14 protein-coding genes are annotated in these 17,419 nt (G+C 42.6%); 13 read left to right on the top strand and 1 reads right to left on the bottom strand.

The features are described 5' to 3' along the window. Nucleotides 1–2 precede the first annotated feature (2 nt). Complete coding sequence (locus OFN67_RS04655) at nt 3–605, bottom strand: hypothetical protein (protein ID WP_270864706.1); 603 nt, start codon at nt 603–605, stop codon at nt 3–5. Nucleotides 606–701: 96 nt separating this feature from the next. Here OFN67_RS04655 and OFN67_RS04650 point away from each other — a divergent pair, with 96 nt between their 5' ends. From OFN67_RS04650 to OFN67_RS04590, 13 genes are all read left to right on the top strand, one after another. Continuing rightward, the gene (locus tag OFN67_RS04650) at nt 702–1,259 is read left to right on the top strand and encodes a TRAP transporter small permease subunit (protein WP_270867888.1); all 558 of its coding nucleotides are present in this window, start codon (nt 702–704) and stop codon (nt 1,257–1,259) included. Next, nucleotides 1,259–2,620 (top strand): TRAP transporter large permease, encoded by a 1,362-nt coding sequence (locus tag OFN67_RS04645; protein ID WP_270873975.1) that lies wholly within the window; start codon nt 1,259–1,261, stop codon nt 2,618–2,620. Before OFN67_RS04650 ends, OFN67_RS04645 begins: the two co-directional genes overlap by 1 nt. 37 nt (nt 2,621–2,657) lie before the next feature. Next, a complete protein-coding gene (locus OFN67_RS04640) occupies nt 2,658–4,463 on the top strand; it encodes a biotin/lipoyl-containing protein (RefSeq protein ID WP_270873974.1) in 1,806 nt (601 codons plus the stop codon). A 159-nt stretch (nt 4,464–4,622) separates the two neighbouring features. Beyond that, on the top strand, nt 4,623–6,206 hold the full coding sequence (gene pckA / locus OFN67_RS04635; protein WP_270867891.1) for a phosphoenolpyruvate carboxykinase (ATP): 1,584 nt from the start codon (nt 4,623–4,625) through the stop codon (nt 6,204–6,206). Next, nucleotides 6,181–7,482, top strand: a complete 1,302-nt coding sequence (locus OFN67_RS04630; protein WP_270867892.1) for a CAP domain-containing protein — start codon at nt 6,181–6,183, stop codon at nt 7,480–7,482. Before pckA ends, OFN67_RS04630 begins: the two co-directional genes overlap by 26 nt. A 9-nt stretch (nt 7,483–7,491) precedes the next feature. After that, entirely contained in the window at nt 7,492–8,889 is a 1,398-nt protein-coding gene (gene argH, locus OFN67_RS04625) for an argininosuccinate lyase (protein ID WP_270867893.1), read from the top strand. Next, entirely contained in the window at nt 8,859–9,530 is a 672-nt protein-coding gene (locus tag OFN67_RS04620; protein ID WP_270867894.1) for a uroporphyrinogen-III synthase, read from the top strand. Before argH ends, OFN67_RS04620 begins: the two co-directional genes overlap by 31 nt. Before the next feature lie 218 nt (nt 9,531–9,748). Further along, nucleotides 9,749–10,996, top strand: a complete 1,248-nt coding sequence (purD, locus tag OFN67_RS04615; protein ID WP_270867895.1) for a phosphoribosylamine--glycine ligase — start codon at nt 9,749–9,751, stop codon at nt 10,994–10,996. Between the two features lie 4 nt (nt 10,997–11,000). Then, entirely contained in the window at nt 11,001–11,447 is a 447-nt protein-coding gene (locus OFN67_RS04610; RefSeq protein WP_270867896.1) for an RDD family protein, read from the top strand. A 28-nt stretch (nt 11,448–11,475) separates the two neighbouring features. Beyond that, nucleotides 11,476–13,683: an LPS-assembly protein LptD gene (locus OFN67_RS04605; RefSeq protein WP_270867897.1), complete on the top strand. Its 2,208-nt coding sequence runs from the start codon at nt 11,476–11,478 to the stop codon at nt 13,681–13,683. Then, nucleotides 13,680–14,414: a phosphoribosyltransferase family protein gene (locus OFN67_RS04600; protein ID WP_270867898.1), complete on the top strand. Its 735-nt coding sequence runs from the start codon at nt 13,680–13,682 to the stop codon at nt 14,412–14,414. The genes OFN67_RS04605 and OFN67_RS04600 overlap by 4 nt, the downstream gene beginning before the upstream one ends. Next, on the top strand, nt 14,398–16,530 hold the full coding sequence (locus tag OFN67_RS04595) for a polyribonucleotide nucleotidyltransferase (protein ID WP_270867899.1): 2,133 nt from the start codon (nt 14,398–14,400) through the stop codon (nt 16,528–16,530). Before OFN67_RS04600 ends, OFN67_RS04595 begins: the two co-directional genes overlap by 17 nt. Nucleotides 16,531–16,542: 12 nt before the next feature. After that, nucleotides 16,543–17,397, top strand: coding sequence for a universal stress protein (locus OFN67_RS04590; protein ID WP_270867900.1), 855 nt, complete (start codon nt 16,543–16,545; stop codon nt 17,395–17,397). The last annotated feature ends 22 nt before the right edge of the window (nt 17,398–17,419 follow it).

Here is a 17,419-nt window from a genome sequence, read left to right as displayed (position 1 = left end):
GGCTATCCCCTGCGCCTGATAAATCCCAAAACTACTCCCAAAACACAGACAAAAGCAAAAAACCCAAATACAATAAACCAAAGCGTAGGCAAACTTAGGCTTTTTGAGCTTACAAAAAGATACCAGCCATCATTATAAGCGCTAATTAAATTCGCGCGCATACCGCTGATTTCGAAATTTGCAGGCGGTGTGGGTATATCAAAAGCGCAAGAATTATATGATTTAAAAAGCGAAATTTTATTTAAATCAAAACTCAAAAATTTATTCGCTCCAGCGCAGTTCATCACGCCGTCCATATCGCTACTAGCGCGCACTGCTTTGTGCAGATACGATAGGCTTTTCGCACAAATTAGCCCGCCAAGCGCGCCATAAAACCACAGAAAATACCCACAAATCGCGCTTAGGCCCTCCTTGCTAAATGCCACAAAAATCACGCCCAGAGCTAAAACGCACAGATCAAACCTAAGCCTAGCACTGAAAATTTCAGGATACATAAACAAGAAATTTTGCAAAAAGCAGTATGAAAAGCAAACCCACAAACCCGCCCAAACTGCGCAAAATAGCAGAAATTTGCGAGAATATTTATTGTTAAATTTTAAATCCATTTTTATCCTTTTTTGCTCGTTATTTTATTATTTTTTGCGCTAAATTTCGATAAAATCGCAGGTTTATTTTGAAATTTAATACAAAAAGGTTCAAATTTGAGGAAAAATCTCCAAATTTTAGAAAAAATTTTCGATAGTTTTGCGAAAATTTTAGGTTTTTTTAGCATTGTTTTTTTAGCCCTTTTAGTCCTTTGCGTTTTTTACAATGTCGTTGCGCGCTATCTCTTTCCAAGCGCGAATTCTGTGGCAATGCAAGAGATTAGCTGGTGGCTGTTTTCGGCGATGTTTTTGTTCTCTTCGACCTATACTTTACAGCAAAATTCCCATGTCAGGGTCGATGTGCTATATGAAAAATTTCGCCCCAAAACAAAGGCGATTATTAATATTTTAGGCACAATCTTTTTTATCTTGCCATTTGTGGCGCTCGTGGCGTATTTTTCGCTAGATTTCGCGCTCGAAGCCTACGAGAGCAAAGAATCCAGCCCAAATCCAGGTGGATTAACGAATTTATGGATAATCAAATCATTTATTAGCCTATCTTATGTCTTTTTGTTTATTTATTCGTTTGGGTTTTTGATAAAAAATATAAATTTGCTAATCCACAACCACCACGGCGAATTTTTAGACGAAAATTCTAGCGCAAAGGCTGTGTGATGATAGGGATTATAATGTTTGGCGCAGCGCTTTTTATGCTGCTCTTGGGATTTCCGGTAGCCTTTACATTTGGGGCTGTGGCGGTGATTTTTGGATTTATTTATGGCGTGAGTGAGGCGTGGGAATACGCGAGCGGAAGTGAAATTTTCGCGCAGGCTATAAGCGAAATGAGCAATCAGTTTTTCTCTCTTATGCCAAACCGAATTTACTCGATTATGGAAAATCAGCTTCTAATAGCGGTTCCGCTTTTTATTTTAATGGGTATGATTTTGCAAAAAACGCGCCTAGCTGAGAGGCTTTTGGAGTCAATGGCGTTTTTATTTGGCGGGGTGCGCGGTGGCGTGGCGATTAGCACGGTTTTGGTGGGTGCGCTTTTGGCGGCTACGACTGGAATCGTGGGTGCTAGCGTGATCGCTATGGGTATTATTAGCCTGCCTGTGATGATGAAATACGGCTACGACAAAGCCCTATCCACCGGCACTATCGCAGCTTCTGGCACACTTGGGCAGATTATACCGCCCTCAATCGTGCTAATCATTTTAGGCGATGTTTTTTCGGTATCAGTAGGCGAGCTATTTTCCGCAGCTATCGTGCCGGGGCTAGTTTTGGTGGGACTTTATATAGTTTTTATCCTCATAATCTCGTATGCCAAAAAAGACTGCGCGCCCGAGCTTCCTAAAATCGATGATGAAACCAAAGCTCGCCAAATTTTTAATGCTCTAAAAAATGTCGTGCCTGTTTTTGTGCTGATTTTGCTAGTTTTAGGCTCTATCTTTGGCGGTATCGCAACTCCGACAGAAAGCTCATCGGTGGGCTGTGTGGGCGCGATAATTTTGTCATTTTTATACCGCACATTTTCATTTTCTTTGCTTTACGACGCACTTCGCCAAAGCGTGAAAATTTCGGGCATGGTTTTTATGATTTTAATGGGCGCAACAGCCTTTTCTATGATTTTTTCATACACGGGCGGGGACTATGTCGTGGAGGATTTCATGCACGCGCTTCCTGGCAAAGAGTGGGGATTTATCGCGCTAACTATGATTGTCATCATAATTTTGGGCTTTTTCCTTGATTATGTTGAAATTTCATATATCATTTTGCCGATTTTATTCCCGATAGTCGAAGCGATGAATATAAATCCAGTTTGGTTTGCGATACTAATCGCTGTAAATTTACAAACATCATTTATGACGCCACCTTTTGGATTTTCGATATTTTTCCTAAAAGGCGTCGCGCCAAAATCAGTGCGCACGACAGACATTTATCGTGGAGTATTGCCGTTTATCGGGCTTCAAATTTTAGTTCTTTTCGCCCTTGCGATTTATCCAGAAATTTTTGGATTAAAAGCTTTTTTAGGCTAGAAATTGTAGAATTTAGAATTATTTTAAAGGAGTTAGCATGAGCAAAAAATTTATTGATGTTATGGACACTACATTTCGCGATGGTTTCCAATCTGTCTTTGGTGCGCGTGTAGCGATGAAGGACTTTTTGCCAGCGGTGAGCGCGGCAAAAGAGGCTGGGATTAGACACTTTGAATTTGGCGGTGGAGCTAGATTTCAGAGTCTGTATTTTTATCTAAACGAAGACGCGTTTGCGATGATGGATAAATTCCGCGAAACCGTGGGAGACGAGGCAAACCTGCAAACCCTAGCCAGAGGCGTAAATACCGTTACGCTTGATACTGGTTCGCGCGAAATGATAGACATGCATGCCAAACTCTTTGCTAAACACGGAACTACGACTATTCGAAATTTTGACGCCCTAAATGATGTTGAAAATTTAAAATATAGTGGCGAGCGTATCAAAGCGCATGGCTTAAAACACGAAATTACCGTTACTATGATGGATTTACCACCTCGTTGCTCTGGCGCGCATGATCCTGAATTTTATGCTGGAATTTTACGCAAAATTTTAGAGGCTGGAATTCCTTTTGATAGCGTTTGTTTTAAAGACGCTAGCGGAACTTCAAGCCCACAAAAGGTTTTTGAGACCATAAGAAGAGCGCGCAAACTCCTAGGAAACGATATTCATATCAGACTTCACACCCATGAAACAGCTGGTGTTAGCGTGGCTTGCTATCAAGCAGCCCTAGCAGCAGGCGTCGATGGAATCGATCTAGCTGCTTATCCAGTCAGTGGAGGAACTAGCCAACCAGATATTTTGACGATTTTGCACGCGACAAAGGGGCAAAATTTTGATTTCGGCTTTGACGCTGAGAAAATTTTAAAATACGAAGAGGTTTTGGAGGATTGTTTGAAGGATTATTTCTTGCCACCAGAAGCGACAATGGTAAGTCCGATAATCCCATTTTCGCCTATGCCGGGCGGTGCCCTAACCGCAAATACGCAAATGATGCGCGATAACAAAATCATGGATAAATTCCCCTCTGTCATCAAAGCTATGCGCGAAGTCGTCGAAAAGGGCGGTTATGGCACGAGTGTAACGCCTGTAAGTCAATTTTATTTCCAACAAGCATTTAATAATGTAATGTTTGGAGAGTGGAAAAAAATCGCTGAGGGATACGGCAAAATGGTGCTTGGATACTTTGGTAAGACCCCAGTTGCCCCTGATAGCGAGGTCGTAAGATTAGCTAGCGAGCAACTTGGCTTAGAGCCTACTACCAAAAATGCCGTTGATTTGGCTGATTTGGACGAGACAAAGAGCATTGCTTATGCTAAAAAACAGCTAGAAGATGAAAATATCGAGCCAAGCGAGGAAAATATTTTTATCGCTCTTGCGTGCCGTGAAAAGGGCATTGCCTTCTTAAAAGGCGAGGGCAAGGTAATGATCCGCAAAAACGAAGCAAAAGAATCTAGCGAGAGCAGTGAGAAAAAGGCAAAATCTGATAAATTTGACATTAATGTCAATGGCAAAGCCTATGCAGTGGAATTTAGCGGAAATAAGGTCTTAGTAAATGGCGATAGCTACAATGTCAGCATTGGCATGGTAGAGCCTAGCGAGACCAAAACTGAGGCGAAATCAAGTGCAAATAGCGATGATATCGTGGCTAGCCTGCCAAGTAATGTGTTTAAAATTTTAGTCAAACCTGGCGAAAAAGTCGTAGCTGGTCAAACAGTAGTCGTGCTAGAAGCTATGAAAATGGAGATAAACATCGAAAGCCCAAGAGACGGCGAAGTCGCTGAAATTTTGGTATTCCAAGGTCAAAGCGTCGATGCGGGCGAGCCACTAATCCACTTAAAATAACTTTTAAATTTAACTACCACAGGGGCGGAATTTAGCGGGTTTCGCCCCTTTTTTAATTTACAAAAACGATAAATTTACTTCAAATTCCACAATCCTAATAAAGGTTAATCAAATTTCGATATAATTACTTATTTATAATTTTTTAAAAAAGGATTTAAGATGAGAATTCCAAATGATTTTGAAAAACTAGGAATTAGCGGCGAAAAAGAAATTTTTTATAATCTTAGCTATGATGAGCTTTTCGAGCACGAAAAACGCGCAAACGAGGGCAAGGTAAGCGATAATGGCACCTTTATGGTCGATACTGGCATTTTTACAGGTAGAAGCCCAAAAGACAAGTATTTTGTAAAGCAAGATCCAAGCGCGAAATATATCAGCTGGGGCAAAATCAACCAACCGATTAGCAAAGAGCTATTTGATAAACTTCTAGCAAAGGCCAAAAATCAGCTTTCAAACAAATCAATCTATGTCCAAGACGCGTATTGTGGTGCTAGCCTAAAAAGCCGTAAAAGCGTGCGCTTCGTAACCGAAGTAGCGTGGCAAGCGCATTTTGTAAAAAATATGTTTATTCGCCCAAGCGATGATGAGTTAGCAAATTTTCACCCAGATTTCGTGGTTTATAACGCTTGCAAATGCGTAAATGAGGATTACGCCAAAGACGGGTTAAACTCAGATGTTTTTGTAATCTTTAATGTCGAGGAAAATGTCGCAGTCATCGGTGGCACATGGTATGGTGGCGAGATGAAAAAAGGAATTTTTTCTATGATGAATTACTGGCTACCATTAGAGGGCAAAATGTCAATGCACTGCTCAGCAAATGTCGGAGCTGGCGGCGACACTGCGCTATTTTTCGGACTTTCAGGCACCGGCAAGACTACGCTCTCTACTGATCCAAACCGCGCGCTAATCGGTGATGACGAGCACGGCTGGGACGATGAGGGCGTGTTTAACTTCGAGGGTGGTTGCTACGCAAAATGTATAAATCTCGATCCAAGCTCAGAGCCTGAAATTTATGGTGCGATTAAACGCAACGCACTTTTAGAAAATGTCGTAGCTGACGCAAACGGCAAGGTCGATTACGCCGATGGTAGCAAGACAGAAAATACCCGTGTAAGCTACCCAATCGAGCATATCGCAAACCACGAACCAAGCCTGAGCGCAGGACACCCAAAAAATATCATTTTCCTAAGCGCTGATGCATTTGGCGTTTTACCGCCTGTTGCGAAGCTTACAAAAGAACAAGCGATGTATTATTTCCTAAGCGGATATACTGCCAAAGTCGCAGGAACTGAACGCGGTATTACCGAGCCTGTGGCGACTTTTAGTGCTTGTTTTGGTGAGCCGTTTATGCCGCTTCACCCGACAGTTTATGCAAAACTTTTAGGCGAAAAAATCGACAAACACGGCGTAAATGTATATCTAGTAAATACAGGTTGGAGCGGCGGTGCTTATGGCGTTGGCAAACGCATGAGCATAAAGGCAACTCGTGCTTGTATAAATGCAATCCTTGATGGAAGTATCACAAAATGCGAATTTGAAAATTTTGAAAAATTTAATCTAGCCGTTCCAAAAGAGTTAGCTGGTGTTGAGACAAAACTTCTAAATCCAGCCAACACTTGGGAAAATGCAGATGAATACGCAAAAACTCGCGAGAAATTAGCGAAAATGTTTGTAGAAAATTTCAAACGCTACGAAGATGTCAAAGAGGGCGTAGAGTATGCAAAAGCCGGCCCAAAAGCTTAAAATTTGGCTTTTGTTAGGCACTGCGGGCTTGTTTTTGGGTTGCAAAGGCGAGCCTGCGAATTTAAAAGAACCGCTTCCTAGTAAAAGCGGTTTTTCTTTTTATGATACGCCGATAAATTACATAAACTATATCCGCCAAAGCTCGAATTTAAACCCATTTGCGCCAAATTCGCTTTTAGACAAGGCTGCGCTAAATCACGCCAAATATGTCGTTACAAACGATGAAATTACCCACGATGAGAGCGAGGGAAGGGCTGAATTTAGCGGCAAAACCCCAAGTGATCGCGCATTTGCGGTAGGGTTTAACTCTGGGATTGTAGAAAATCTCTCTTACAATGCCCACGATATCAAGGCCTCAATTGATGGGCTATTAAGCGCGATTTATCATCGTTTTGGGTTTTTGACATTTGACGCAAATCTCCTTGGCGTGGGATACTATGAGCAGGGCGAAAAATCTGCTTATGTCTATGAAATGGGAAATGAGTATTTAGAGGAAATTTGTGGTGGCGGAAAGAGCCAGAGTGGGGACGGCAAATTTATCATAGGGCTTTGCAAAAACAAAAGCCTTGCCATACGAAACGAAAACTACGAGCGCACCAGATCGCTAAATACCACGCTTTACGCGCATTATCCAAACAAAGAGCCAGCACTTGCCTTTTTTAGCCACGAGCTTCCAGATCCCGTGCCAGAGTGCGCGATTACAGCAAATCCTATTAGCATAGAATTTCACCCCCAAGCCAAACCTGTGGAAATGCTCGAATTTAGGCTATTTGATAGCGAGGGAGCAGAGATTAAAGATACTAAAATTTTGGATAAAAAAAGCGATCCAAATAGGCGTTTTAACGACAAACAATTCGCGCTTTTTAGCAAGGAAGTGTTTAAATTCGACGCTACTTACACGGCGGAATTTAGCTATAAACAGGGCGAAAAGCAAGATATTATTCGCTGGGATTTCACTACTCAAACCCCAAAATACGACTATTTTTTGGTTAGTGGAGGCGAGAATTTAGCCATAAAAAATGGCAAATTTTACGATATATTTTTTGCGCCAAAAGATTGCAACGATGAGGTCAAAAACTACAAAACCAGCTACAACGGCGCGATCGACAAGCCCGAAATCCAAAACATCGCCACAAATATGCTAAGGGTGCGCGTAAATGGCGAACGGGGCGCCAAGCTCGAAATCAGCACGGATAATGGCAGGGTGGTGAGATTGTATCTAACAGACGAGCCAAAAAATTCTAGTTTGAAACGCAAAATTATAAATTTATTCTAAGGATTATTGATGAAAAAAATGTGGGAAGGCAGGTTTAGTGAGGCTAGTAGCGAGCTTTTGGAGAGATTTAACGCTTCGATTATGTTCGATAGGGAGCTTTACGAGGACGATATCGCAGGCTCAATCGCTCATGCGAGCATGCTAGGCGATGCAGGAATCATCACCAAAGACGAAGCTAGCGCGATAAAATCTGGTTTGGAGCAAATTTTAGCCGAGATTAATGAGGGGAGGTTTGAGTGGAAAATCGCCGATGAGGATATCCACATGGCAGTAGAAAAACGCCTAAGCGAAATTGTAGGCAAAGAAATCGGTGGCAAGCTCCATACGGCGCGCTCTCGCAATGATCAAGTAGCCCTTGATTTCAGGCGTTTTGTAATGCGAAAAAACCGCGAAATTTCGGTTCAAATTTTGAATTTAATCAAAACCTTGCTTGAAATTTCAAACTCCCACACAGACGCTTTAATGCCAGGCTACACTCACCTCCAACACGCCCAGCCTGTGAGCCTAGCCTTTCATTTGCTAGCTTACATTTATATGTTTAAGCGAGATTATGAAAGGTTTGTGTCAAGCTTCGAGCGCGGAAATTTCAGCCCGCTTGGCTCGGCTGCGCTCGCAGGCACCCCGCACCGCATAAATCGCCACGCCACGGCTAGTGCGCTTGGATTTTATGCCCCTATGGAAAATGCAATGGACGGCGTGAGCGATAGAGATTTCGCCCTTGAAATTTTATTTAACATTAGCCTATTTTTCATGCACGCTTCAAGGCTGTGCGAAGAGCTGATTTTGTGGAGTTCGAGCGAATTTGGCTTTATCACTATCAGCGATGCGTATTCGACTGGAAGCTCGATAATGCCACAAAAGAAAAACCCCGATGTGGCCGAACTAATAAGGGGCAAAACTGGCAGGGCTTATGGAAATTTAATGGGGCTTTTAACCGTTATGAAGGGCCTTGCTCTGGCGTATAACAAAGACATGCAAGAGGATAAAGAGGGCGTGTTTGATAGCGTAAAAGCTATTTTGGAGAGTGTTGCAATCCTAAATGAAATGCTAAAAACAGCCAAATTTAACAAAAAAAATATGCTAAGTGCGACTGAGCGTGGCCATTTAAGCGCGACTGATTTGGCGGATTTTTTGGTGCGAGAAAAGGGCGTGGCATTTCGCGAGGCGCATTTCATCACCGGAAAATGCGTAGCCGCAGCAGAGAGAGCGGGCAAGGATCTAAGCCAAATGAGCGCAGAAGAGCTTTGCGGGGTCGATGAGCGAATCACGCCTGATGCGCTTGCATTTTTGGGGCTAAAAGCTTCGATGGACGCTAGGAAATCTTTCGGCGGGGCTAGCAGTTCTAGCGTGCTAGCACAGATCGCGAGTGTGCAAAAGTGGCTGGGCGAGAAGAGCAGCTCTATTTAGTTTCAAACACTAAATTTGACGATGAGAGGGTGATTTGGCTAAATTTATGCGAGATAAAATTTCATAAATTTAGCATAAATTCCAAATTTGACGCACTTATTTTTACCTCGAAAAACGGGGTAAAATCTTTGGAATTTAACGGCATTAAATTTGATGAAAATATCCAAATTTACGCCATTGGCAAAGCGTGCGCTGACGAGATAAGAGCCCAGGGATACAAAAATATTTTCGTAGCGCAAAACTCCCATGGCGATGAGTTTGCGCGCGAGATTGCCACGCATTTAAAGGGCAAAAGCGTGCTTTATATCAGCGCCAAAGACAGAGTGTCGAATTTGCCCCAAATTTTGCACGAAAATGGCGTAAATTTAGTCCATATAATCGGCTATGAAAACAGACCCAAAAAAGCTAGCATTTCGCAAAAACCAGCCACAAATTCCGTGATAATTTTTACTTCGCCACTAAATGCGAAAAGTTTTATCTCAAATTTTGGTTGGGATAGTTCGTATGAGGCGATTTGCATAGGAAATAGCACGGCTAAAATTTTATCCAAATTTACAACGCCCATAATCAGCGAAAATCAAAGCATAAAAGCGTGTGTGGATTTGGCGTTTGCTTGTATTTTAAGGCAAAAAAACATATAATTTCGCTTGCCTGGGTGATGCGCCAGCGTTATTTATGAGGGTCTAACATATTTTAGTAGGCGACGATGTGATGTGCCGGTGTGACGCGGCTCGGTTTGAGGCTCTGAGCTTACGGGTTGCGACCTAAGGGCTTGTCCTAGTTGCAAGATTGGCTTTGTTTTAGGCCGAATCTTTTTCACGCAACGCTCACTTGGGCTATTTTTACACGGAGTTTTACCTTGAAAATTTTAATCATCGGCAGTGGTGGCAGAGAATACGCTATCGCACTTAGACTAAAAGAGGATAAAAATGTTTCAAATCTATATTTTGCCCCAGGAAATGGCGCGACTAGCGCACTTGGCGAAAATTTGGATTTGAAAACTTTTGAGGAACTTGCAAATTTTGCGAAAGACAACAAAATCGATTTGACGATTGTAGGCCCAGAAGATCCGCTTACAAAGGGCATTGTCGATGTATTTAAATCAAAAGGTCTAGTGATTTTTGGACCGAGCAAAGCGGCGGCTCGTTTAGAGGGCTCAAAAGCCTATATGAAGGAGTTTTTGGCTCGTAACGCTATCCGCACCGCTAGATTTTTAAACAGCGATAATTTCGAGGAAATTTCTAAATTTATCCACACCCTAGATGAAAAAGTCGTTGTCAAAGCCGACGGGCTTTGCGCAGGCAAGGGTGTAATAATCGCTCAAAACCATGACGAGGCCAGAGACGCGGCATGGGAAATGCTAAAAGGCAGTTTCGGAGATGCTGGTAAAACCGTGGTTGTCGAGGAGTATTTAGACGGATTTGAGCTTAGCTTTTTTGCGATTTGCGACGGGGATAATTTCGTCTCTTTGCCAGTAGCCCAAGATCACAAACGATTGCTAAACCGCGATCAGGGTCCAAATACAGGCGGTATGGGCGCATACGCTCCAAGCCCGCTAGCAGATGAGGCGCTGATAAAAAGGGTCGAAAACGAAATCGTAGCTCCGACTTTAAGAGGTATGAAAAAAGACGGCAATCCGTTTTGCGGAGTGCTTTTTGTGGGGCTTATGATCGTGGGCGGAGTGCCGTATGTGCTCGAATACAATGTCAGATTCGGCGACCCTGAGTGCGAGGTTTTGATGCCTTTAATCGACGGAAATTTAAGCCAAATTTTATACGATGCAGCCACCGGCAAGCTAACAGACATCAAACTCCGCGATAAATTTGCCGTTGGCGTCGTAAGTGCTAGCGAAAACTATCCTTACAAATCTACGCCAAAAACAAAGATTAATTTAGGCAAAATTCCGGCTAACACTCACATTTGTTATGCTGGCGTTAGCGAAGAAAACGGCGAAATTTACGCAGACGGCGGAAGAGTTTTGGTAAGTGTGGGTGTAGCTAATAATATCAGAGAAGCGCGAAATTTAGCCTATGAATTAGTCAAAAATATAGAATTCGAAGGCTCTCAACACCGCAGCGATATCGCATATCAGGCACTTAGGGACTAAGTAGGTGTTAGCTAGTCTTCCTAAGAGAATTTTCGCCTTTATTTTAGATGAGGTGATTATGGGCGTGCTTTTTACCTTTATGCTCATTAGCGTGGCTTCCGAGCCCTTGCTTGCGGCCTCACAGATGAGCGGAAGCGACCCAATGGCGCTAAATAACGCAATCGCGCCATATTTGCCTTATTTAGTAATGGTGAAATTTTTATATCACGCGATATTTGTATATTTTTATGGCGCGACTTTGGGAAAACTAGCCCTAAAAATAAAAGTCATCAGCGCTAGGGACGAAAACGAGAGGCTTAGCTTTGGCGTTTGCGCGTTTAGATCTGGCGTTAGGCTTGTTAGTGAAACGGCATTTTATATCGGATTTTTGTTTGCATTTTGGACGAAATTTCGTCAGAGTTTGCAGGATTTGGCAGCAAAAACCTTGGTGGTAGAAATTGAAAAAAAGTAAAATTTTAATATTAACATTTGGTGCATTAGTGGCAAATTTGCTTAACGCAAAGGTGCAAAATGTCGAGTTAATCGCTGATAATGTCGAGCGAAACGGCTTTTTAACCATAGCCAGAGGCAATGTAACCGTGTATTCACAGGACTATTTCCTCACAGCCGATCGCGCCACTTATGATGAAAAAAACGAAATAATCGAGCTTTTTGGCAATGTAAATGCTATGCGTGGGGATAACGAAACCACCAGAGCCGAATACGTTAAAATTGATTTGAAAAATAATACCCAAGAGGGCAAAGCGACCTTTATGATGGATAAAGACGCTGAGCTTTGGATGCAAAATGATGAGAGTTGCAGTGATAGCGAGTATTACCGTGTCAAGGGCTCTGTGATATCTAGTTGTAATGTCAATGATCCAGACTGGAAAATCAAATTTAGCAGTGGCAAGCTAAATAAAGAGAGCAAATTTTTACACCTTTTCAACCCTAGATTTTATATCGGCGATGTGCCTGTGTTTTATCTGCCGTATTTTGGCGTGCCTACTGATACTACCCGCAGAACCGGTCTCTTGCCACCAGAGGGCGGATATATCGGCGATGAGGGCGTGTATTATAAACAGCCAATTTATTTCGCGCCGTATGATAGCTGGGATTTGCAGTTAGACCCACAGGTTCGTTTGCGCCGTGGTTTTGGTGTGTATGGGACATTTAGGTTTGCGGATTCGCCGTATTCAAGGGGCGAAATTCGTGGCGGTGTGTTTGATAATTTTACCCGCGCCCAAGAACGCTTAGAGTATAAAAACGAAAAACACCATGGATACGAGATCGAATACGATAGAAGCAAGCTAGCTGGATATCTAATCGACGGAAATTTCAAAGAAAATTTATGGATTGACTTTACGAAATTAAACGACCTTGAATACTATGATTTAAAGAGCAAAGGCGGTGTCGATGAGGACGATAACGCGCTAGTAACCTCTAAGCTAAATTATTATTTGACGACAGATGACCATTATTTCGGGCTTTATGGCAGGTATTATATCGACACTAGCAAGCTCAACCAAGATAGCGTCTTCCAAAACCGCGACACAGTCCAAGAGCTACCGACTGCGCAATATCATAAATTTATCGATGATATCTTTGTGCCAAATTTGCTCTACTCTGTGGATTTAAAGGCGCGAAATTTCACCCGCCAAGAAGGCGTAACCGCGCGCCAATACGAGCTTGATATTCCGCTTAGTTATAGCGATAAATTTTTGGGCGATTATTTGGGACTTAGCGTGAGCGAGCGTGTGTATATGACGCATATAGATTGGAGCGATAAATACTACTATGCAAACGGCGAGCTAGAAGCTGATAAAAGCACATTTTACGCCAATCAATACACCGAATTTTCAGCATTTACGGATTTGGCCAAGGCGTATGAGAGCTTTTATCATACTATGAATTGGAGGGCTGATTTAAGGATTCCTGGCTGGCAAAAGGGCGAGATTGATAAGAGAATTTTAAAATCTCATCAATACGAATACGATGAAAAAAATGGAAATTTACGCAAATCTCGCTTGGCAAGGTTACAAGATTCGCTGTATTGGGAGGATAATTTCCTTGGCGAGCTTGGCGAAGAATACACGCACGAAAATATCGCTCTTGGTATGACGCAGTATTTTTACGACGAAAATGGGCGTAAATTTATCCGCCACTCGGCTAAACAAAGCTATGATTTTGACGATGAAGAGCTGGGAAATTTCGACCATAGATTTGATATTTATTTCGCAAATGGGCTAAATTTAGGCAATCGTTTCACATACTCGCACAAATACGATAGTTTTAGCAAGGTTCAAACCTACGCAAACTACTCGAATTCTGATTTTAGCGCGAGCATAAGCCACGCTTATACCTACGATCAATTCGGCGACAAAAACGAAAAACGCTACAAAAAAGACAACTACACAATCGCAAATTTAAGCGCGAATTTGCCAGGAAATAACAAAATTTTTGGGCGCTGGGAGTATGATTTGGCTAGGTCGTATTCAAAAATGTGGAGGCTAGGTATCACGCATACGAGAAAGTGCTGGAACTACTCTTTCGTCTATCAAGAAGACATCGAGCCAAAAAACACGAGCAACGCTGATTACACCAGGGCTAAAAAAGAGCATGGATTTTACTTTTTCGTAAATTTCTACCCATTTGGCGGGGTTGGATATGATTTTTCGGTTGATACTGAGTATGGTGAAGCGCAATGATACCAAGAGCGGAATTGATGTTTGAAAACGAAGTAGAAGCAGCCGAAAAGCTAGCTGAAATTTTGCCCTCAAACGCGGTAAAAAACGAAAATTTCCTAATCATAGCCCAGTCGTTATCATCGATTTATTTGGTAAAAAGACTATCTGAAAAGCTAAATTTAAGCTATGAATTTTTATTTAGCGAGATGATTTATGCGCCAAATAATCCAGAGTGCGCGATAGCCTGTGTGAGTGAAACGCAAGAGATAGTTTTCATAGATGAACTTGTAAAAAGCTTTGGGATAAGTTTGGATTATATTTACGGGCAGGCTAACCGCAAATATGAGGAAAAAATTTTAAAAAATGTCTATAAATTTCGTAAGGGCGCGCTCTTGCCTGATTTGGCTAGAAAAAATGTAATCTTGGTCGATGAGGGTTGCGAGAGTGGGCTTACGACGATGACATGTATAAAAACCCTAATCAAACTAAATGCAAAGACGATTTTTTATGCTACGCCGGTTATTAGCACTGATAATGCCGAAGAGATAGAAGCTGCGGTAGATGGGCTATACGCCGTGCATAAAATAAAAGATTTTGTAAATGTGGATTTTTATTACAAAGAGAAAAAAGAGGAAAAAGCCGAGGATATTATGCAAATTTTAAATAATTGCGAATTTTACCTACCATTTCACAAAGAAAAAAACATTGATAAAAACGAAAACAAGGAGAGTAACAATGCAGTGCAAGATTGATGTAAATAATCAATTAGAAATTTTTGACATAGACAAGGTCGCAAAACAAGCAGCGGGTGCTGCGCTTATGCGTGTGGGTGATACTGTGGTGCTAGCTACGGTCGCTAGGGAAGATAGACAGGTAGAGGAAGATTTCTTGCCACTAACCGTGCAATATATCGAAAAAATGTATGCTGTGGGAAAAATCCCTGGCGGATATATCAAAAGAGAGACCAAGCCGGGCGATTTTGAGACGCTAACTAGCCGTATTATAGATCGCTCGCTTCGCCCCCTTTTTCCAAAAGGATATGCCTATCCTACCCAAATCGTAGTTTATGTCCTTTCAGCAGATCCTGAGGTGGATTTGCAGGTCGTGAGCCTAAATGCGGCAAGTGTGGCGCTATATCTAAGCGATATCCCTATGAAAGCCCCAGTGTGTGGTGTCAGAGTAGGCCAAATAGACGGAGAGTTTGTGCTAAATCCGTCAAATTCAGCCCTTAAAAAATCAGCCCTTGATCTGTATGTAGCTGGCGTGGGCGATGAGCTTTTGATGATTGAGATGCGCTCGCTCCCTCAAATCGTAGATGGCGTCCAAAGCATGAACGAACTACCAGAGGATTTGACAGCCCAGGCGATAAATTTCGCTGCTAAGGCTATCGAAGAGGGCTCGCGCAAATACGAGGAAGCGTTTTTAGCGCTTAAAAAACCAGACGCAAATTTAGAGTATAAACCAGAAATCGAAGATGAAAATATCGCCAAATACATCGATGAAAACTACAAAGACGCTGTAAAAGAGGCGATTAATCAAATGGCAAAAAGCGAGCGCGCAACCGAGCTAAATAAAATCGTAGATAAAATTTTAACCGATGAAATCGCGGTGCAAAACGAGTGGCAAAAAGAAGTAGTAACAAATGTCATTGGCAAATACAAACGCCAAATCATACGCACTCAAATCATCGAAGAGCGTCGCAGAGCCGATGGACGCGCGCTAAATGAGGTGCGCCCAATTTCAATCGAAACAAACATTTTGCCACGCGCGCACGGCTCATGCCTCTTTACCCGTGGTCAAACACAGGCTTTGGTGGTGGCAACTCTGGGTGGGGATAGCGACGCTCAGCTTAGCGATAGCCTAACTAGCCCAGAGCCGATAGCTGAGAAATTTATGTTTAATTACAATTTCCCTGGATTTTGCGTAGGCGAAGCAAGCCCGCTAAAAAGCCCAGGTCGCAGGGAGCTAGGACACGGAAATTTAGCCAAAAGAGCGATTTTTCCAAGCATTGATATAAACTCTCCTCAATCAATGCGCGTAGTAAGCGAAATTTTAGAGAGCAACGGATCTAGTTCAATGGCATCAGTATGCGGTGGCGCACTATCGCTTCGCGCAGCTGGTGTAAAAACCATAAAACTAGTCGCAGGGGTAGCTATGGGATTAATCTTTGAGGGCGAAAAACACGCGATTTTGACTGACATTATGGGCTTAGAAGATCACGACGGGGATATGGATTTCAAAGTCGCTGGTAGCAACGACGGAATCACTGCGCTTCAAATGGATATCAAGCTTGGCGGAATTAGTCTAGAAGTGCTAAAAGAGGCGCTAGCGCAGGCCAAAGAGGGCAGGGCGCATATATTAAATTTAATGGAGGAAGCAAACGCAAATATCGTAATCAACGAAGCCGTGCTTCCAAAACTTGAAATTTTCAGCGTAGATCCTAGCAAAATCGTCGATATCATCGGTCAAGGTGGAAAAACGATTAAGGAAATCACCGAAAAATTCGGCGTTAGCATTGATTTAGATCGCGAAAAAGGTGAGGTTAAAATCCAAGGCGCGAACAAAGACGGCGTCGATGGCGCAAAAGAGAGAATTCTCTCTATCGTTTCAAATGCGAAAGATTTCCGCAAACCGCGTGGCGATAGAGGCGATAGGCACGAGCGCAAAGAGGTAAAATTTGAAATCGGCGAGGAATTTGACGGCGTAGTGCAAAGCTCACTAGATTTTGGCACATTTATTTCACTTCGTGACGGCGTAGATGGGCTTTTAAGAGCGAAATTTATCACAACTCCATTTAAACCGGGCGATGTGGTTAGAGTGCGCGTAACAGAGCAAAAAGGCAGTAAAATTTCACTTGAATTAGTGTAAAAAGGAGGCAAAATGGAGCTTAAAAAACTTTTTTTCCCAATCGGTGGCGGCGAAGAGTTAGAGGGCAGAATTCGTGGTGCGTTGCTTGTGAATAAATTTTTTGGCACACACATGAATATCATGGCGTGCCAGCTAGATCCTAAGATGATTTATAATGTCCGTATGACGCTAAAAGGCGGAGTTTTAATGGACGAGTTTTTGGAGTCGGCAAACGAGGAGATGAAGGCTGAGCGCGATGAAATCGGCGCAGTTTTCGAGGCAGAGTGCAAAAAAATCGGTCTTGATATGCACGAAGATGAGAGAGTGGGAAATAGCGCTTGCTTGCGCCATTTGGTAGGAATTCGCTCTGAGCTAGTTGAAAAGCACTCTAAATACTGCGATCTTGTCGTGGTCTCAGTGCCACCAACAGGCACGATTACAGGCACTTTCGAGGCGGCTGTCTCAAAAAGTGGCAAGCCTTGTATCGTAATTCCAAGAGAGCTAAAAAGCTTCAAAGCTGATAAAATTTTGGTCTCTCTTACAGGCACGGCTGCAAGTGCCAGAGCGCTCGATCACTCGTTAGACTTGCTCAAAAAAGCGCAAAATGTCACAATCATCACAGCCAATCACTATCTCCAAGATAGCGCAGATGAGACTAAGCGCAGAATCACCGAGTATCTAGCACTGCACGATGTGAAAGTCGATAAATTCGAGCTTTTAAACATTGACGGCAAAATTCCAGGACAGGTTTTGATAGACTATGCAAACAATGGCGGATACGATTTAATCGTCGCTGGACTTCACTCAAACACTGGAATTAAGGAAATTCTGCTTTCAGGAACGAGCAAATTTTTCTTGCAAAATACGCAAATTCCTGTTTTAATGTAAATTTTATATGGGATTTTCCCAT

Source organism: Campylobacter sp. JMF_11 EL3 (assembly GCF_027736965.1).
Lineage (GTDB): Bacteria > Campylobacterota > Campylobacteria > Campylobacterales > Campylobacteraceae > Campylobacter_B.
Note: the sequence above shows the minus strand (reverse complement) of the source record. Positions and strands in the feature narration are given on the sequence as shown.